This window comes from Paenibacillus sp. XY044 (genome assembly GCF_002257645.1).
In the GTDB taxonomy this organism is placed as follows: Bacteria; Bacillota; Bacilli; order Paenibacillales; family Paenibacillaceae; genus Paenibacillus_AQ.
The window spans coordinates 402,472-422,088 of sequence record NZ_NQMO01000003.1; the positions used below are offsets into that span (position 1 = coordinate 402,472).

The following is a 19,617-nucleotide window of genomic DNA, read 5'->3' on the forward strand; positions in this document are numbered from 1 at the left end:
ATCGTCAGACAGTGCGGCGTTTTGATCGTGACCCATTCGATGAATGGAGACGACAAATTCGCAGCGATGCAATGTCTGCCCCAGGCTCCCCGGATTACATTGAAAATCAGGCCTCTCGTATGCTATCATAATTTAGAGTCAATTCTATCAGAACGTGGAAGTTATCCATGAATAAACCGGCCGGGAGCAGCTATTCTCGGCCTTTTTCCATGCGGGGAGCGAATGATTGTTGAAAACTCTAGTCATAGCAGAAAAACCGGATATGGGGCGCAACATCGCCGCGGTCATTGAACCGCGGGCAAAGAATGCCCGTTCCTATCTGGAGGGGGAGCAGTACATTATCACTTGGGCCATCGGGCATCTCGTCGGTTTGGCGGAGCCGGACGCCTATGATGACCGGTATAAGAAGTGGAACTTTCGTGATCTGCCGATCATGCCTGATCAATTCAAAATCGTTCCGCATTATAAAACAAAGGATCAGCTGAAAACGATCGGGGAGCTCGCGAAGCGCTGCGACCGGGTCGTCAATGCTTGCGACGCTGGGCGGGAGGGGCAGTATATCTTTGCGCTGATTCAGCAGCAGCTGAAGCTGAAGCAGCCCGTCCGGCGGCTGTGGATTTCGGACCTGACCGCGGAGAGCATCGCCCAAGGCTTCAGAGAGCTGCGCACCGCCGAGGAATTTGAAAATTTGACGCAGGCCGCCAGGGCCCGCAGCGAGGCGGACTGGCTCATCGGCATGAACGCAACCCGGGCGTTTACGACGAAGCATAACACGCTGCTGTCCGTCGGCCGGGTTCAGACGCCCGTGCTGGCGCTCATTTATGACCGGCAGAAGGAAATCGATTCGTTTGAGTCGCTGACGTACTACGAGGTAAAGGCTCATTTCCGCCAGGAAGCGCTGGAATACACGGGAACGTGGCAGGGAGACCGGCTGACCTCCAAGGAGAAGGCCGAGGCGATTGCTGCCAGGGTCAAAGGGAAGGAAGGCAAAATCGCCAAATACGAAGTCAAGGACACGAAGGAATATCCATTTAAGCTGTATGACCTGACGCTGCTGCAGCGGGACGCGAACGCCAAGTTCGGCTTCTCGGCCAAGAAGACGCTGGATATCGCGCAGGCTTTGTATGAACGGCATAAGGTCATTTCGTATCCAAGGACCAACTCGAACTACGTCAATGAGCAAAATATTGAAGGGATGCATAAAGCGCTGCATATGCTGAAATCCACTTCATATCAGGAGCAGGTTCAAGGGGCCAATCCGGGCCTGGTGCACAAAAACAACAAGGCGATCTGCAATCCGGAGAAAGTCGAAGATCACCATGCCATCCTGCCTACCCTCAAGCGGCCCGGCCAGCTGGGCAAGGAGGAGCAGCAGCTGTACGACCTGATCATTTTGCGGTTTTTGTCCCAGTTTTATCCGCCGGCCTTGTACAAGCAGCATACGGTCCTGACCGAGGTGGAGGGGGACCTGTTTAAAACGAACGTGAAGGAGCTGCTGTCGCTGGGGTGGAAGGTGCTGCTGCCAAGCACAGATAAGAGCAGCAAGAAAGGAAAATCCGGAAAGCAGGAGGAAGAGGAAGAAAATCTGGAGTGGAATGACCGGGCTTTCGATCTGGATCCTCAGAAGCCGGTGAAATGCGGTAAGAGCGAAGCCAAGGAAAAGGCTACGCAGCCGCCGAAGAGCTATACGGAAGGAACGCTGCTGAAAGCGATGGAAAGCGCAGGCCGGACGATGGAAAACGATGAGCTGCGGGATGCGATGAAAGATAGCGGTCTCGGTACTCCGGCCACCCGGGCTGCGACGATCGAAAGGCTGAAGAAGGTCGGGTATATCGCCATGCAGGGTAAAAAGATCACGATAACCCAGAAGGGACGGACGGCGGTCGAGCTCATCCGCCAGGCGGGCGTTGAGCTGCTGACGTCCCCCGAGATGACCGGGCAGTGGGAACGACGACTTCATCAAATATCCAAGGGCGAGGCGGCTTCGGCCAAGTTTATGGACAATGTCCGGAAATTTACGGTTTCCATCATCGAAAGGGTTGGCGTCCAGCAGGCGGCGCCATCTTCTCTCTTCGGTACGGAGCAGGAAAAGGGCAGAGGAAAATCGCGCGCACAAAGCGCTGTGGGCAAAGCCAAACGCGGCACAGGATCCGCTTCGCGGACGGCCCGCACGGAAACCGCTGCCCCTTCACCGCCAGGGGAACGGCTGACGCATGGGCCATGCCCGCGGCCGGGCTGCCACGGCCAGATTATCGAAGGCAAGAAGGGTTACGGCTGCACCGCGTTCAAGGAAGGCTGCGGCTTTGTGATCTGGAAGGAGTTCTCGGGCAAAAAAATCAGCGCGAACATGCTGAAATCGCTGCTGGAATCCGGCCGTACGCAGCTGCTGTCCTTCAGCGGAACCGGTGAGCCGTTCAAAGCACGGATTGTGCTGCAGGACAAAAGCGCCGGTAAGCTGGGCATCGAGCGTTCGACTTAAATAGGACAAAAAGAACGGACCCAAGCGGCCCGTTCTTTTTGTCTTGCCTTATTTTTATTGAACGTTACAACTCACTGCCTCAGAGCGTTTGCGGAAGTCCGAATGCTTTTGCTATGGATGACTTCGGGAACTTCCTCTATGCTTGTGACGGTGTAAAGGGAGCTGTCCGGCTTCTTCCGCAGCTCCACCATGTTATAAATCCATTCGTTTTGCTGCTTGATATAAATGCTGTGAATGCCTGCCGATAAAGCCGGCATGACATCGGTACGCAGAGAGTTGCCGATCATCCAGGTGGACGGGCGGAAGAAGCGGCCCTGCTTCAGGATGTTCTCCAGCGTCGATTCGTTCTTGTGCTGCGTAATGTAGATACGGTCGTCAAAATACTGACTCAGCTTCATCTGATCGATCTTCCGCTGTTGTATCGCCGTTTCCCCGCCGGTATACAGGTACAGGTGATGTCCCTGTGATTTCAGCGCATCCAGCGCCTCCACCATGCCAGGATAAGGCTCTACTTCCTGATCGTACACGCTCAGTCCGAGCTCCATCAGTTGTTTTTCCTCGTCCGGCTGGACGGGGCGGTTAAACTTGCGGCTGAAAAAGCGGTACGTTTCGATCAGCGATTTGGGGAAGATGGCGCTGTTGAAGCCGGCTTTGCTGACTTCCGCGACGTCGATTTCGATTTGCTTGCTGCGAATCTCTTCCGTCTTGATCTGGTGGGGCTCAAACCATTTTTGTACCCATTCAAAAAACTCCCCGAGGACGATGCCGAAATACTTGTTGCAGTGGATCAGCGTGTCATCCAGATCGAATAGAATATGCTGCTCAGGTGCTTTCACAATAGGTCACTCCTTAAAGACGGATGTAGGACTCCAGAAACATCTGAAGCTCTGCCGCTCCGTCCGGACGAATGCTGAATTTCTCGGTGTTGTAGGAACCCAAATGGATGCGCAATAAACCGGCTACCCTGAGGATCATCAAATGATGCTTAAGCAGCTCCTGGGTCTGATTCAGATCCCGCATCATATCGTCCAAAGAACGCGGCTTCTCTGCTGCATACCGCAGCAGGCGCAGCCTCTTCGGATCAGCCAGCGCATGCGTCATGCGCAGCAGACAGGTCGGCGGCTCGTCTTCCTGCTCTTCCGGGACGTCGACAGGATACTGGATCAGCATCATTTTCCGGTAAAAGCAGTAGGCGTTGATCGGGCGGTTGTGCACGGTCGGGAATAACACGATGGTCTCCAGACCGGGAACATCTTCGACCACCAGCCCGCCGGAAGCGTACTCCACCAGGCTTTGGGGTTCCATCTTGGTCAGCAGCATGCGCTTCTCCGCCGCATCCTCTTCGATCAGCGGAATAATCGCTGGCTCCTCGTGCTTGAAATAATGCTCATACCATAACTCGAGCAGCGGTGTATATGAATCACGAATTCGTTCAGCTTCCTTTAAGGTTAAAGAAGGCAAGTATGGGGAGGCGGCTTGGTACAGCACCTCTGCCGGCGTTTCATGCAGGCAATCCAAAAAGGCGCGGACAGTATCTCCATTGCCGCGGTGTATCGCCCAGGCATACAGCACGTCGTAATCGTCGAATGGCCAAGCTGCGGCCGGGCCTAAGGCGGACGTCACTTCGGGAGGAAGCTTGCCGCTCACATCACCGATCCATTCGGGCCCGATGTCGAGGTTGCGAATCCATTTCTTCGAAATGTACACCATAAAGCTGCTGAGCAGCTCGTAAATCGGTGAAACGTCAACCTTTACTTCATAGTTCATGAAACCAATAACCTCCTATGAAATCTGTGCGCTCATTCCATTATGGCTTGTTGATAGTGGGGTTGTCCACTATAATGTTCAGGGAGTTTGAACGGATTTGCACTCAAGGAGGATATTTTCATTGTCAACACAGAACAACACAAACCGAGGGTTATCTTTCCATTACCTCATTCTGATTATCGTGATCGTTGCGGCAGGGCTCAGCCAGGGGCTGCTGCTGCCGGTCCTGTCCATATTTTTGGAGCAAAAAGGCGTAGCGTCCTCCGTCAACGGATTGAACGCCGCCGCCCTGTACGTCGGATCGTTTGCCATGACGCTGGTCGCCGAGAGGACGCTCGGCGCGCTTGGCTTTAAAAAGCTGGTCAGCGCCGGCCTTGTGCTCGTGATCGTCTCCGTCATATTGTTTCCGCTTGTGCCGAACGTAAAGGTATGGTTTGTCCTGAGGCTGCTGGTCGGGATCGGCGACAGCGCCGTTCATTATGCTGCCCAATTATGGGTGCTTATGGTCACCCCGGCGGAATACAGGGGACGGAATATTTCGCTGTACGGCATGTCGTACGGCCTCGGCTTCAGCTTCGGGCCGCTGGGCATCCAGCTGCTGAAGTTCGGGAATGCGATGCCCTTCGTCGTTCTGGCGATACTGATGCTGCTGGTGTTGGTGCTGGTCTGGGCGAAGCTGCCCGATTTCCGTCCGGAGCGGACGGAAGGGGAGGCGCAGCCTCCGCGGCGATTCCGCAGAATCTATGCACTCGCCTGGTACGCGCTTCTGCCTGCACTGCTGTATGGGTACATGGAAGCCGGAATCAACAGCAATTTTCCGGTCTATGGCCTCAGAACCGGGATGAGCGAGTCCCAGATCGCGTTCCTGCTTCCGTTCATCGGCATCGGCGGATTGATTTTGCAGCTGCCGCTGGGCATGCTGAGCGACCGATTTGGCCGCAAAAACGTGCTCATCGCTAGCGGCCTGATTGGCGGAGCCGCCTTTATGGCCGTGCCGCTTGCAGGAACGACGACGGCCGGACTCGTTCTGCTCCTGTGCCTGGCAGGGGGAATGGTCGGCTCGTTTTTCTCGCTCGGTCTGGCTTACGCGGCGGATATTTTGCCGAAGGTGCTGCTTCCTGCGGCGAATGTCGTCGCTTCCTTTCATTTTAATATCGGCAGCATCACCGGCCCGAACATCGGAGGGATCATGATGCAGTACGGGTGGAACGGAGGCGTGTTCATCATCATGGGTCTCGCTTTCGCCTTATTCGGCGCCGTAGGTACGGCCTTTCGATCTCCGGCTGGGCGCAGTCAGGAGCCGCTATAGAATAGTTTTGCCCAAATGGTTCAATAATGTGCGAAAACTCTATATAATCGATATAATAGAAACGTATTGTTCAAAGCCAAGAAGAGATAGAGATCACAGGACAAGAGGAGAAATGTCATGATACGAATTCAGCATTTAACCAAGTCAGTCGGTGTGGACAGAATTCCGATACTCAAAGGGGTATCCCTCGATATCCAGAAGGGCGAGCTCATCGCCGTCGTCGGTGCCAGTGGAAGCGGCAAGAGTATGCTGCTGCGTTGTCTGGCGCTGAAGGAAAAATGGGACGGGGGGACGTTTGTCATCGACGGCCAGGATGTGCTGAAGGATCCTCTCGGCGGAAAAAGAAAAATTAGACGCGAATGGGCATACTTAGAGCAGAATCCGCAGCTGTATCCGAACCGGACGGGCCTGAAGAACGTGCTGATCGGCCAAGCCAGCCAAACGCCGATTTGGCGCATGGTTACCGGGATGGTGCGTTCGGACGATTATATGGGCGCGATGGACGTTATCGAGCAGATGGGGCTTCTGGATAAAGCCCGTACGAAGGCAAGTACGCTCAGCGGCGGGGAAAAGCAGCGCATCGCCATTGCGAGAGCATTGGTTCATGGGGCGAAGGTCATTCTTGCCGATGAGCCGGTGGTCGGGCTGGATCCGAAATCGGCGGAAAGCGTGATGGAAACGCTGAAGAATTTGTGCGAAGAGGAGCGCGTCACCGTCATTACCGTACTTCCGCTCGAGCTTGCCGAGAAATTTGCCACCCGTATCATCGGGGTGTCCGGTGGCGAGGTTGCATTCGACATCCGCGGCCGCCGTCTGACGATGCGGGAGAAGAACATGATTTAGACTTTGCGCCTGGTAGGGCTTGGTATAGAAAAGAGTGATGCAATGCAATTTTTAAAAACAAACTGGATACGTGCGGCAGCTGCGGTTCTGCTGATGTTCGTGCTGGGCGGATGCACGTTTATCAGCGATCCGGTCAGCTTGATGAAGACGCCGATGCTGTCCGCGGATAAAGAGACGCTGAGCTCGATCATTCACGCTCAGCTTCCTGAAGGGGCGGACCTCATCCGCTCGAGGGAAGAAGCCGATACGAACTTGATCCATTTCGTGGATCTGGACGGAGACAAGGTCAACGAAGCGGTCGTATTTTACGAAACGCCGGATCAGCAGGTGGTCATCCATAGCATGATTTTCAAGCTTGTCAATGGCATCTGGACGAAACAAACGTCTTTTGACGGTGAGGGAAGGGTGCTGGAATCCCTTCAATTCAAAGACCTGAACAATGACGGCAAACCCGATATCATTGCCGGGTATTCGAGAAGGGACGAAAACCCTTTGAACCGTTTGTTCGTCTATACGTATACGGAGGGAAGCATCAAGAAAGACCTGATGCAGGATTACACCAATTTCGTCATTATGGACCTGAACGGGGACAAAAAGAACGACCTGACGATTATTAGCCTGAAGCAGAACGACCAGGCTTATGTGGCCACTTACCAGTATGAAGACGGCAGCTACGTGGAGATCGACAAGCTGGATATGGATCCGTATGTTTCGAATTATTACAATATTGTCGCAGGTAACGTCTATAAGGATCCAGAAGGTAGAGCCAAGGAAGGCATTGTGATCGATACCTCGATCGGCGGGGGAGACGCCTCTTATTCCAACATCATCGTAATGGAGGACGGGAAGCTGGAGTCCGTGTTCGGGGGCAACCAGGACACCACCTTCAAGGATATGCCGGTCAAGAGCGGCGACGTGAACAACGACGGGATCATCGAAATCGGCACCGTGGAACCGCCGATCGGCTGGAACTATTTCAAGCCGGATGAAATTCCGAACTTCTTCGTGTATTCGCAGTGGGACGGCAAACAAGGACTAAAATTCGTCGCCGAGCAGTATCGTGATTTACAGAACGGTTTTGAGCTGGGCTTCTTCCCGCCGGAGTGGCATAACAAAGTGACGGTGGACACCAAGTCCATCAAAAACCAGTATTTGCGCTTCGTAATGGTCGATACCGGCAAGACGGTGGCCGAAATTAAATTTTTTACGCTGGCCGAATGGGATAAGCAGCACGAGGAGTGGAAGTACCTGTACCGGACCAACGACAAGGTGATCGGCTACAAGAAATACGGGGACTTTGATATCGACAACAGCCGGAAGCAGCTGAAAAACGAGGTACCCCCGATTGAAAGGAAGGAAAAGATCAGTGAGTAAAGTTTTAATTTTGGAAGACGAAGATTCCATCCGCAGTTTTATTGTGATCAACTTGAAACGCAACGGCTTTGATGTACTGGAGGCGGCAAACGGGAACGAGGCGCTGGATAAACTGACGTCCAACCCCGATATCGATATCGCGCTGCTGGACGTCATGGTTCCGGGGATTGACGGCTTTGAGGTATGCCGCCGCATCCGCGAAACCAACGAACGGATCGGCATTATCTTTTTGACCGCGAAAGTGCAGGAGCAGGACAAAGTGTACGCCCTGTCCGTCGGCGCGGACGACCATGTGAGCAAGCCGTTCAGCCCGACTGAATTAATCGCGCGGATCCAGTCGCTGCTGCGCCGGGTGAACGTTCACCGTGAAACGTCGGCGAAGGTCAGCTTCCACTCCGGTCCGTTCAGCCTGGACCTGATCTCCAAGCAGTTCAAAAAGAATGGGCAAGCGATCGAACTGACACCGACCGAATTTTCCCTGATCCAGTTTTTCCTCGAAAAAGAAAACACGCCCCTGAGCAGGGACGTACTGCTTGATCACGTATGGGGCAAAGAATATATGGGCGATCCTAAGATCGTGGACGTGAACATCCGCCGTCTCCGCCAAAAAATCGAGGAGAATCCGTCGGACCCCGAATTTTTGCAAACCGTTTGGGGCCACGGTTATAAATGGAAGGGTCAGGGACAATGATCAAGAAAGGCATACGCAGGCAGATCGTCCTGCACTACTTTATCGTAGTGTTCTCGGCGCTTTTGCTGGCGGAAGTCATTTTTTTATTAGCCATACGAACGTACTACTATGACAGTATTTATAGCCATATCAAAAACCATATCGACAATGTGGAAGATTATTATTACCAGCGGATCAACCCGGGTCTCGACGGGAAGCGTGATCTCGCATCTATGCTGACGTACTACGACCTCAACTCGGCGAACGTGCAAATTCTGGATTCCCAGGGCAATGTGCTGATCAACTCTTCGGAATTTCAGCCCGACATGTCCGTCAAAACGGCGGATATTTCCCAGGCGCTGTCCGGCAATGTCGGCCGCTGGGTCGGGCGCCAGGCCAGCACTGGTGAGAACGTGATGGCCGTGTCGAAAATGGAGCAGAACAGCGGGCAGGATGCCTACATCGTCCGTTATGTCACCTCGCTGGAGACGGTCAACGACAAGTTGTTCAATTTGACGATGCTGGCGACGGGCGTAGGAGCGGCCGTGCTTGCCATCGTGCTCGTATTCAGTATGGGATTGGCCAACTCGATCGTACAGCCGCTGAACACGATAACGGCCGTCTCCGCCGAAATGGCCCGCGGCAAGTTCAACCAGCGCATTAAGGGCGACTATAAGTACGAGCTTGGCGAGCTGGCATCCACGCTGAACTATATGGCCCAGGAGATCGTCCGGAGCAATCAGGTCAAGGACGATTTCATTTCGTCGATTTCGCACGAGCTCCGGACACCGCTGACGAGTATTAAAGGGTGGAGCGAAACGATCAATTCGGGCGGCTATGATCCCGAGGAGACACGAATCGGCATGGAGATCATCACCAAGGAGACCGAGCGCCTGATCGGCCTGGTCGAGGAAATTCTCGACTTCTCCAAATTGCAGCAGAATGAGATGAAGATTGCGATCGGCCGGGTCGACATCAAAGAGCTGCTTCAGGAAATCATGCTGAACCTGTGGACGAAGGCCGAGAGCAAGCAGATCGAGCTCCGGCTGAAATCCGGGGATCGACCGCTCGTCGCCGGGGATGCGAACCGCTTAAAGCAGGTATTCCTCAACCTGGTGGACAATGCGATTAAATTTTCGCATGAACTTTCGGCGATCGATCTGGTCGTGTACTTCGAAGGCGACAAGGTCGTGACCGAAGTCAGGGATACAGGTATCGGCATCAGCGAAGATCACTTGATTAGAGTGCGCGACCGGTTCTTTCAGGTGGATCCGCTCAACGGCGGCACCGGGCTCGGACTTGCCATTTCCCAGCAGCTGGTTGAGCTTCATAAAGGAATTTTGCTCATTCAGAGCACATTGGGGGAGGGGACGACGATCGTCGTGTCCCTGCCGCGGCTGCCGGAGAACACAGCCCAGACGGATGGCGTAACCGAGCTGCCTCCCGCAGAAGAGAACCTATCATGAATATCTATACACAACAAAGAGCGAACTCCCAGAAGAAAGGGGGTTCGCTCTTTGTATATCAAACCGTATTTTATCAGGAGGAGAGGCCTTCGGCACGCAGACGTCCGGTTTTTTCGTATACATCCTGCAGGAGCCGGGAAGGCTGGGTACGGATAGTTGGTTTGGGCATAACGGTTTCGTAAGGGCCGACTACCGTCACCTGACCCGGCGTTCCTATGATCACCGCACCGTCCTTGATGATCGCTCCTTCGCCGATAATGGCGTGCTCGATCTGAACGTTGCGTCCGATCCGGACATTCGGCATGACGACGCTGTCCTTGATTTCGGTCATTTTGCCGACTTCAACGCCGCAGGACATGACGGACTGATGCGCTGTGCCATCCAGCGTGCATGTTTCCGAGATGAGGCAGTTGGTCGCCATGCCGCTGCGGGTCCGCGTCGCGCCAAGCTTCGTGCGCCATGAACGGGTATACATGGGCCACTCGCTGTTGTGCAGTTTCCAGTCCAGCTCACCGGACAACAGGTCCATATGCGCTTCCCAGAGGCTGGCAACCGTGCCGACATCTCTCCAGTATCCATCGAAGCGATAAGCGAACAGTTCGTCCTGATCCGCCAGCATCTTAGGAATGATATCCTTGCCGAAATCGTGACTAGATGCATCATCAGCGGCGTCCTCCATCAAGTGCTTGCGGAGGTATTCCCATTCAAACAAATAGATGCCCATGGAAGCCAAGTTACTCTCGGGTTCGGCAGGCTTCTCGGCAAAGTCCGAGATGCGAAGCGCGTCGTCCACGCTCATAACGCCGAACCGGCTGGCATCCTCCCAAGGCACCTCCATGACAGAAATGGTGGCTTTGGCTCCCTTGTTCTGATGAAACGTAAGCATTTGATTGTAGTCCATGTGGTAAATATGGTCACCGGACAGGACGAGCACATGCTCTGGCTGGTGACGATCGATATATGCGATATTTTTAAAGATGGCATCAGCAGTTCCTAAATATTCCGAGGATCCTGTGTTGTATGAAGGCAGCAGGGTGATTCCGTCCTCTCCATTTTTTTGGAGGCCCCAAGGCTCGCCTTCCCCGATATGCAGATGAAGCGATTCAGCCTCGTACTGCGTCAGCACACCAATGGTGTCAATGCCTGAGTTTACGCAGTTACTGAGAGGAAAATCGATAATACGGTAACGACCGCCGAACGGAACAGCGGGCTTTGCCAGTTTCGATGTCAGAGGTGATAATCTGCGCCCTTCACCTCCGGCAAGCAACATGGCGATGCAATCTTTTCTCTTCATGTCGTTTCCTCCCATTCAAATTTGTCAATGTAGTACATAAATAAACGACTATCGCCCATCTGAAACGATTATATTGAAATCCCGCTGAAAAATTACAATTTTATTTTTCAGAAGTCATTTTTATTTTCATTTTGGCTACAATGGGGTAATGGTTTACATGCACTATATTTCTAAAGCAGGTGATTATTTGGAGAACATGAATAAGGTGCCGGGTCAGCCGCTGTCCGCGGAAGACATCTATTTGTTTCATGAAGGGACCTCCTATCACAGTCACAGGACTTTGGGCGCTCATCCTGCTGTGGAAGAAGGCGAGGAAGGCGTCCGGTTCACCGTCTGGGCCCCGCATGCCCAGGCCGTTGGCTTGGCGGCAGACTGGAACAACTGGAACGGAGAAAAGGATTCGTTATTTAAGATACCCGATTCAGGCTTTTGGACTCGCTTTTTTCCCGGAATCCGTTCAGGTACTTTTTACAAATATGACATTACCGGGCCTGACGGAGAAAGGTTCCTGAAGGCAGATCCCTATGCGTTTCAGGCGGAGCTTCGCCCGGCCACCGCTTCGGTTGTCACGGATCTTTCGGGATATGTATGGAAGGACGGACCCTGGCGAAGAAAGAAAAAAGCACCTTACCGCAAACCGCTGAATATATATGAGATTCATTTCGGCACGTGGCGGCAGAAGGAAGATGGAACCTTTTATACATACCAGGAAATGGCTGATCTTCTTATTCCTTATTTGAGGGAAATGCATTATACCCATGTCGAGTTTATGCCGCTTGCGGAGCATCCATACGATTTATCTTGGGGATATCAGGGAACCGGTTATTTTGCCGCGACGAGCCGCTACGGTACGCCTCATGACTTTATGTATTTAGTGGATGCCCTGCACCAAGCCGATATCGGCGTCATTCTGGACTGGGTGCCGTCGCATTTCGCCAAAGACGCCCACGGGCTCCGCCGTTTTGACGGGACACCGCTGTTTGAGTACAGCGATCCCTATAAGGCCGAAAAACCCGGGTGGGGCACGCTCAGCTTCGACTTCGGCAAACCGGAGATCCAATCGTTCCTGATTTCCAATGCGATTTTTTGGCTGGACGTGTTCCACATTGACGGGCTTCGGGTCGACGCAGTTACCAGCATGCTTCGGCTCGATTTCGAGAAGCAGGAAGGACAGTTCCAGCGCAACGAGGACGGCGGCCTTGAGAACAACGAGGCGATCGCATTTCTTCGGAAGCTGAACACCGTTGTCTTCAGCTATTTTCCGAACACCCTGATGATGGCTGAAGAATCCAGCGCCTGGCCGGGGGTTACGGCTCCTGTACATGAAGGCGGTCTGGGCTTTAATTACAAATGGAACATGGGCTGGATGAACGACACGCTGGATTATGTGGAGACGCCGTTTGATCGGCGGCCCGGGCGACATCATCTGCTGACCTTCCCGATTGCCTATGCGTATTCTGAGAATTATGCGCTGCCTTTATCCCATGATGAAGTCGTTCACGGCAAAAAGTCGCTGCTCAGTAAGATGCCTGGGGATTACGGTCAGAAATTCGCTGGACTCCGGCTTCTGCTTGGATACCAAATGACCCACCCCGGCAAAAAGCTTCTGTTCATGGGCGGAGAGTTCGGCCAGTTTATCGAATGGAAGGACCAAGAGCAGCTTGACTGGCTGCTGCTGGATTACGAGAGCCACCGCAGCATGCAGCGGTATACCGCGGAGTTAAACCGGCTGTATTTATGCGAACCGGCGCTGTGGGAGCGGGATCATGAGCTTGAGGGTTATCAATGGATCACGCCGCATGATCAAACGCAAAGCGTCATTTCGTACCTGAGAAAAGGGAAGAAGGCCGGGGATACCCTTGTCGTTATTATCAATTTTCAACCGGTGCGTCGCGAGCATTACCGGATCGGGGTTGCCAAGTCCGGCACGTATGTGCCTGTGTTCTGCAGCGAGGATTCCAGGTTTGGCGGAAGCGGTGAATGTAGCGCCGGATCTGTGCAGACGGAGAAGATCCCATGGCATGATCAAATCTGCAGTTTGGAATTAACGCTGCCGCCGCTCAGTATGCTGATATATAAAAAGGAGCAGACCCGAACCAAGAAGGCGGTCCCGGCCAAACAGACCAAACCAAGCAAGCAAAGCGCCGTGGTAAAATCCGGAAAATCCGGTGCAGCAAGCCGGGTCTCGGCGCCAAAAGCCAAGGAAGTGACAGAGAAGCCCAACGCAGAAACGAACAAAAGAACGGGCAGAGGCACCGGCAGGAAACCGGTGGCGGACGACGGCCCGCAAATGGGCGAATAGGAGGCAGAAGAGATGAAAGTCATATTTGCAGCAGCGGAATCGACACCGTTTATCAAAACCGGGGGGCTTGCCGACGTGATCGGTGCCCTGCCCAAAGCGCTCAAGCGCAGCGGCGTGGATGTGCAGGTCATTTTGCCCAAATACAAAGGGATCCCGCAGCAATTCAGGGACGAGATGGAGCATCTTACAGAAACGAACGTGCCGGTTGGCTGGAGAAGTCAATACTGCGGCATCGAAAAGCTCGTTTACGACGGGATTCCGGTGTATTTTCTCGATAACGAATACTATTTCGGGCGGGATGGCGTGTACGGCTACATGGACGACGGCGAGCGCTTCGCCTTTTTCAACCGGGCCGTGCTTGAGGTGCTTCCGCTGATCGGTTCCGAGCCGGATGTGCTGCACTGCCATGACTGGCATACGGCGCTTATTCCGGTTCTGCTACAGGCGCACTACCGCCATAATGAGTACTATCAGCAGATCCGTACCGTGTTTACGATACATAATTTGCTGTACCAGGGAATCTATCCTTACGATGTACTCGGCGAACTGCTGGAGCTGGGGCACCCGTATTTTACGCCTGATGGCCTTGAGTTTTACGGCAATGTCAACTTTATGAAAGGCGGGATCGTCTACGCCGATCATGTGACGACGGTAAGTCCGACCTACGCCAGGGAAATTCAGACGGCCCACTACGGATACGGACTGGAAGGGCTGCTGTATTCGCTCGGAGACCGGCTGAGCGGAATCGTGAACGGCATTGATACGAAGAGTTATAACCCCGCAAGCGATGCGAGCCTTTACGTGAAATACCGGTCGAACTTGGCGAAGAAGAGGGAGAACAAGGTTGGGCTTCAAGAGGAACTTGGCTTGCCGGTGAAACCGGACGTGCCGCTTATCGCGATGGTGACCCGGCTGGTGGAGTCCAAAGGACTTGATCTCATCACTCGCGTGCTGGATGAGCTGCTGCATTACGACGACATCCAGTTCGTCATGCTCGGCACGGGCGATTCCGCCTATGAGCATTGGTTCCGCGAAGCGGCAGGGCGGCATCCGGACAAAATGTCGGCGCAAATTACGTTCAGCGACGCCCTGTCACGCAAAATTTACGCAGGCAGCGACATGTTCCTCATGCCTTCAAAATTCGAACCGTGCGGCATCAGCCAGCTGCTGGCGCTGCGGTACGGCAGCATCCCGATCGTCCGTGAGACCGGGGGGCTGAACGATACGGTGCAGTCCTACAACGATTTTACGGGCGAGGGGAACGGCTTTAGCTTTACAGCGTTCAACGCCCACGACATGCTGCACACGATCCGGCGTGCGGCGTCGTTCTACCAGCAGCCGGAGCATTGGAGCAGAGTCGTCAAGAACGCTTTTGCCGGGGATTACAGCTGGAACGTGTCCGCCAAGGAATACATGGACATTTATGACCGCGTCACCGTTTGAGCAGACGAAGCAGGTGCAGCCGAAAACTCGGCCGCCGCTCTGAATTCAATGGAAAAAGCCTTCCGGAACTCCGGAAGGCTTTTTGTTATGAAGAAACGACTTATTTCGTGAGATTGCGGAACAAAATCCGGTAACCGTAGGGATCCAGGCTGACGTTCATCATCCCGTTCTGTGTAGGGACGATTTCGCCTGACAAGGCGTCTTTCCAGTCGTTTGTAACCATCGGGTGGGACAGGACTTGAGGCTTGTCGGTGTTGTTCATCCAGATGGTGAAATGAACCCGGCTGTCCAAACGCTCATAGATGATGTTCGGATTGCCCTGTTCCGCCTTCAAAAACCGGAAACGGCCTTCGCGAAGCGCTTTGTTCTGCTTGCGCAGACCGATGAGCAGTTTGTAAAAATCGTACAGCTCGCGGTCCTGCTTCTTTGGATCCCACTCCATGCATTTGCGGCAGTCCGGATCGCCGCCGCCGGCCAAGCCTATCTCATCGCCGTAGAAAATACATGGCGTTCCAATGAACGTGAACAGGAAGACGACCGCCAGCTTCATCCGGCGCTTATCGTTGCCGACGCGCGTCAGAAGACGCGGCGTATCGTGGCTGCACAGCATGTTGAACACGACCTCGTTCGTCTGCTGCGGATACCGCATCAGGATGGTTCCCATCCTGTTGGCAAACGCCAGTCCGTCCATGCCGCCGTTGAAGAACTCCAGCACTTTGTCGGCAAAAGGATAGTTCATGACGGAGTCGAACTGGTCCCCCACCAGCCAGGCCAGGGAGTCGCTCCACACTTCGCCGACGATATATGCCTCCGGATTCGCATTTTTGACGACCTTGCGGAAGTCCCGCCAAAAATGATGATCGACCTCGTTCGCCACGTCCAGCCTCCAGCCGTCCAGCTTGATTTCCTTGATCCAGTACTCGGCAACGTCCAGCAAGTACTGCTTTACTTCGGGATTGGCCGTGTTGAACTTCGGCATATTGCCGAAGAACCCGAACGTGTCATACGTGGCGATACCATTCTCAACGCGGGCCGGAAACCGGTTGATATGAAACCAATCGGCATATTTGGATTTTTCCCCGTGTTTCAGGACGTCCTGGAATGGGGGGAAGAGTTCGCTGCAGTGGTTGAACACGGCATCGAGCATGACCCGGATTCCTTTGCTGTGACAGGCTTCCACGACCTGCTTGAGCAGCGCGTTATCCCCAAAATGCGGATCCACCTGCTTGTAGTCGACGATATCGTATTTATGGTTGGACGGCGACTTGAACAAAGGCGTGAAATAAATCGCATTGATGCCCAGTTTGATCAGATCGTCCAAATGATCCATGACGCCCTGAAGATCGCCGCCGAAGAAGTTGCCCGTTGTCGGCTGCCCGCCCCACGGCTGAGTGCCTTTCGGATCATTGCTTGGATCCCCGTTCGCAAAACGCTCGGGCATGATTTGGTAAAAGATCGCATCCCTTGCCCAATCCGGTACCTTAAACACATCGATTTCATGTATGTAAGAAAATTCGTAATAGCCGCCTGTCGGCGCCGGACAATTACGGTACAGGCCGTTGTCGAGCATATAGATCGTTTCCTTGCCGGACGTGATCCGGAACGCATAGCTGAGACGCTTGTATTTGGGCAGCACAGCGGCTTCCCAATAATCGAACATTTCGTCGGTTGCGGTTTTTTCCATCGTAATTTCAAAATAGGTCGAATCCCAATCGTACTTATCTCCGGTCATCGCCACTACGGTATCCACGTCATTTCGTTTGGTGCGGACACGCAGATGTATCGTCTTCGGATCGTATGCATAAGCCCATTTATCCCGGGGGACATGGTATAAAGCTTCCAGCAGCATGACTACACCTCCACTAAATATCTAGCTATTTAATACCTCAATCCCGGAATGATGAACCATGTATGCCGCCGCATGATGACGCTGCAGTAAACTTTTGCGTAAGAGTATCCGTTTTGTGTAATTACATAATAAGAAGCTTTTCTTTCAAAGGGTGCAGGTTTTCGGAGCGATTTATGCATCATTATTAGCTTGGGTCATGGGCTTTAGTAAGGCGAATTACATATTTATTCGAAAAAAGGGGGGAGGAGAAGAAAAATGGGCTATGGAACTAGGAATACTGGAATTTCATAGCAATAATACGCCTTATTTTGCCCTTATTGAAATGTATTGACCACTGTATGAAAATGTCATTGCATATTCATGCATTTTTATTGTATGATTAGAACCGTGGTTTTTCGGGCTTGGCCGGATACGGATCATACCTTTGAACAACAATAAGTATCATTGAAATTGGACAGGAGAGATAGATATGAAAAAATGGGGTATTCTAACGGCATGCATTCTGCTGGCAGGCTCCCTGCTTGCCGGATGCGGAAGTAAACCTTCGACAGAGGGGGGCACGGCAGCAGGCGACCAACCTGCCAAAGGCAAAACGATCGTGCTTGGGACAAGCGCAGACTTCCCGCCGTATGAATTTCATAAAATGGTGAACGGTAAGGACCAGATCGTCGGTTTCGATATCGAAATCGCCAAGGAAATCGCCAAGGACATGGGAGCTCAGCTCGAAGTCAAAGACATGAGCTTTGACGCGCTTCTCGGCGAGCTATCCAGCGGCCGCGTCGATTTTGTCATTTCCGGTCTCACTCCGGACGATGAGCGCAGAAAACAAATCGATTTTTCAAACAATTATTATAAGGCCGAGCAGGCCGTTGTTGTCAGAGAAGCCGACAAAGACAAATACAGCACGATGAAAGCCCTGGAAGGTGTTTCGTTCGGTATTCAGAAGGGTTCCATTCAGGAGGACATCGCCAAGACGATCCAAGGGGCGAAGATAACCGGTCTGAATAAAATTTCCGACATCGTCCTGCAGCTGAATTCGAACCGCGTGGATGCCTCCATCATGGAGAAGCCGGTAGCCGAAGCATACATCAAAAACGTCAAAGGTCTGGCGATTGCGGATGCTGTCCCTGACTATAAGGAAGACGGCTACGCCATCGGGATCAAAAAAGGAAACACCGAGCTGGTAAACCAAATCAACAAAACGCTGGACCGTCTGAAATCCGAAAACAAGATTGAGCAGTACGTCGCCGAAGCGAGCGATTTGGCTGCACAGAAATAGAGGTTAAGCTGACTGTTCTCATTTCATACACCGGACAAAATAGCGAAGCAAATTCGCTATTTTTTCTGTTCACAGCGGGCTACCCCGTTTCAAAAGCGTCCCATCTGTTGTAAACAGGTAAAGGATGAGACAGGCAGGTAATGACAAAGGAGGTTAATGGGGCATTATGAATATATTCTCCGTTTTTTGGGAGTACCGGACGTATTTTGCAACAGGCATCCAGTATACACTGCTCCTGGCGGCCATTGGCGTCATCTGCGGCTTCGTGCTGGGCATTATTATATCCCTGCTGCGCATGTCCCGATTTTGGCTGCCGCGGCTGATCGGTTCGGTGTGGGTGGAAATTCTCCGCGGCACCCCGATGGTTGTTCAACTGTTTATTATTCACTACGGACTCGTGGCTTTCGGGATCAGACTTACGCCGATCGAGTCCGGTGCGATCACGCTGTCCATTAACAGCTCCGCGTACCTTGCGGAAGTGTTCCGTGCAGGGATCCAAGGTGTGGACCGAGGCCAGTCGGAAGCGGCCCGTTCCCTCGGGATGACGCGCAGCATGACGATGCGGTATATCGTGCTGCCCCAAGCGGTGAAAAGCGTGCTGCCGGCGATCGGCAACGAATTTATTACGATTATTAAGGAATCATCCATCGTATCGTTTATCGGTGTGGCCGACCTGATGTACCAATCGCAGGCCGTTCAAGGGATTACGTATGATTACCTCAGTCCGCTGCTGGTCATTGCGGCCATCTACTTTATTATGACGTTCACCCTGTCCAAGCTGCTGGGGGCATTCGAAAGGAGGCTGAGTACCGATGATCAACGTTAAGGACCTGCGCAAATCGTTTGGCAAACTGGAGATTCTGAAAGGGATCGACATCGATATCGCTAAAGGCGAGGTGGTCGTCGTGATCGGCCCAAGCGGCTCGGGAAAAAGTACCTTTCTCCGCTGCTTGAATCTGCTTGAAACGCCGACAGCCGGGCAGATTACCTTTGAAGGCGAGCCGATAACGGACAAGCGTCATAACATCAATGCCACCCGTGAAAAAATGGGCATGGTGTTCCAGCATTTCAACCTATTCCCGCATAAATCGGTGCTGCAGAACCTCATGCTGGCGCCGGTTAAGGTGAAAAAGCAGTCGCCGGCCGAGGCGGAGCGAATTGCTCTTGACTTGCTGCGTACGGTAGGATTGTCGGATAAGAAGGACGCCTATCCGTCCCAGCTCTCAGGCGGGCAGAAACAACGGATCGCCATCGCGCGGGCGCTGGCCATGCAGCCTCACGTCATGCTCTTTGACGAGCCTACTTCGGCACTGGACCCGGAAATGGTCGGCGAAGTGCTGGAGGTTATGAAGAAGCTTGCGGAGGGCGGCATGACCATGGTCATTGTGACGCATGAGATGGGGTTTGCCCGGGAAGTGGGCGACCGGATCGTCTTCATGGACGGCGGGCAAATCGTCGAGCAGGGGACGCCTGCCGAAGTGTTCGGTAACCCGCAAAACAACCGCACCAAGGATTTTCTGAGCAAGGTTCTTTGACGAACGG

15 protein-coding genes are annotated in these 19,617 nt (G+C 53.2%); 11 read left to right on the forward strand and 4 right to left on the reverse strand.

Annotation, left to right across the window (positions count from 1 at the left end; translation table 11 throughout):
- Positions 1-229: 229 nt before the first annotated feature.
- Positions 230-2,479, forward strand: coding sequence for a type IA DNA topoisomerase (locus CJP46_RS15575; protein ID WP_094596513.1), 2,250 nt, complete (start codon positions 230-232; stop codon positions 2,477-2,479).
- A gap of 71 nt (positions 2,480-2,550) precedes the next feature.
- On the opposite strand, the gene CJP46_RS15580 is transcribed toward CJP46_RS15575, so the two are convergent.
- Positions 2,551-3,315 (reverse strand): HAD family hydrolase, encoded by a 765-nt coding sequence (locus CJP46_RS15580; RefSeq protein ID WP_094596514.1) that lies wholly within the window; start codon positions 3,313-3,315, stop codon positions 2,551-2,553.
- Positions 3,316-3,328: 13 nt separating this feature from the next.
- A complete protein-coding gene (locus CJP46_RS15585) occupies positions 3,329-4,246 on the reverse strand; it encodes an ArsR/SmtB family transcription factor (RefSeq protein WP_094596515.1) in 918 nt (305 codons plus the stop codon).
- Between the two features lie 121 nt (positions 4,247-4,367).
- On the opposite strand from CJP46_RS15585, the gene CJP46_RS15590 reads away from it, so the two are divergent.
- From CJP46_RS15590 to CJP46_RS15610, 5 genes are all read left to right on the forward strand, one after another.
- On the forward strand, positions 4,368-5,555 hold the full coding sequence (locus CJP46_RS15590; RefSeq protein ID WP_094596516.1) for an MFS transporter: 1,188 nt from the start codon (positions 4,368-4,370) through the stop codon (positions 5,553-5,555).
- 117 nt (positions 5,556-5,672) lie between these two features.
- On the forward strand, positions 5,673-6,398 hold the full coding sequence (locus tag CJP46_RS15595) for a phosphonate ABC transporter ATP-binding protein (protein WP_094596517.1): 726 nt from the start codon (positions 5,673-5,675) through the stop codon (positions 6,396-6,398).
- 42 nt (positions 6,399-6,440) lie between these two features.
- Positions 6,441-7,772 (forward strand): hypothetical protein, encoded by a 1,332-nt coding sequence (locus CJP46_RS15600; RefSeq protein ID WP_094596518.1) that lies wholly within the window; start codon positions 6,441-6,443, stop codon positions 7,770-7,772.
- Positions 7,765-8,463, forward strand: coding sequence for a response regulator transcription factor (locus CJP46_RS15605; protein WP_094596519.1), 699 nt, complete (start codon positions 7,765-7,767; stop codon positions 8,461-8,463). The genes CJP46_RS15600 and CJP46_RS15605 overlap by 8 nt, the downstream gene beginning before the upstream one ends.
- Positions 8,460-9,908: a sensor histidine kinase gene (locus CJP46_RS15610; protein ID WP_094596520.1), complete on the forward strand. Its 1,449-nt coding sequence runs from the start codon at positions 8,460-8,462 to the stop codon at positions 9,906-9,908. The genes CJP46_RS15605 and CJP46_RS15610 overlap by 4 nt, the downstream gene beginning before the upstream one ends.
- 73 nt (positions 9,909-9,981) lie before the next feature.
- Here the strand turns inward: CJP46_RS15610 and CJP46_RS15615 are convergent, their stop codons facing one another.
- Positions 9,982-11,202 (reverse strand): glucose-1-phosphate adenylyltransferase, encoded by a 1,221-nt coding sequence (locus CJP46_RS15615; RefSeq protein ID WP_094596521.1) that lies wholly within the window; start codon positions 11,200-11,202, stop codon positions 9,982-9,984.
- A gap of 196 nt (positions 11,203-11,398) precedes the next feature.
- On the opposite strand from CJP46_RS15615, the gene glgB reads away from it, so the two are divergent.
- Together glgB and glgA are read left to right on the forward strand one after the other, a co-directional pair.
- The gene (gene glgB, locus CJP46_RS15620; RefSeq protein WP_094596892.1) at positions 11,399-13,504 is read left to right on the forward strand and encodes a 1,4-alpha-glucan branching protein GlgB; all 2,106 of its coding nucleotides are present in this window, start codon (positions 11,399-11,401) and stop codon (positions 13,502-13,504) included.
- A gap of 12 nt (positions 13,505-13,516) precedes the next feature.
- Positions 13,517-14,947 carry a glycogen synthase GlgA gene (gene glgA / locus CJP46_RS15625; protein ID WP_094596522.1) on the forward strand — a complete coding sequence of 477 codons (1,431 nt, stop codon included), beginning with the start codon at positions 13,517-13,519 and terminating at the stop codon, positions 14,945-14,947.
- A 100-nt stretch (positions 14,948-15,047) separates the two neighbouring features.
- Here glgA and CJP46_RS15630 read toward each other — a convergent pair whose 3' ends face one another.
- On the reverse strand, positions 15,048-16,796 hold the full coding sequence (locus CJP46_RS15630; protein ID WP_094596523.1) for an alpha-glycosidase: 1,749 nt from the start codon (positions 16,794-16,796) through the stop codon (positions 15,048-15,050).
- A 469-nt stretch (positions 16,797-17,265) separates the two neighbouring features.
- On the opposite strand from CJP46_RS15630, the gene CJP46_RS15635 reads away from it, so the two are divergent.
- From CJP46_RS15635 to CJP46_RS15645, 3 genes are all read left to right on the forward strand, one after another.
- The gene (locus tag CJP46_RS15635) at positions 17,266-18,075 is read left to right on the forward strand and encodes a transporter substrate-binding domain-containing protein (protein WP_094596524.1); all 810 of its coding nucleotides are present in this window, start codon (positions 17,266-17,268) and stop codon (positions 18,073-18,075) included.
- 166 nt (positions 18,076-18,241) lie between these two features.
- Positions 18,242-18,901 carry an amino acid ABC transporter permease gene (locus CJP46_RS15640; RefSeq protein ID WP_094596525.1) on the forward strand — a complete coding sequence of 220 codons (660 nt, stop codon included), beginning with the start codon at positions 18,242-18,244 and terminating at the stop codon, positions 18,899-18,901.
- Complete coding sequence (locus CJP46_RS15645; RefSeq protein ID WP_094596526.1) at positions 18,888-19,610, forward strand: amino acid ABC transporter ATP-binding protein; 723 nt, start codon at positions 18,888-18,890, stop codon at positions 19,608-19,610. The genes CJP46_RS15640 and CJP46_RS15645 overlap by 14 nt, the downstream gene beginning before the upstream one ends.
- Positions 19,611-19,617: the final 7 nt, after the last annotated feature.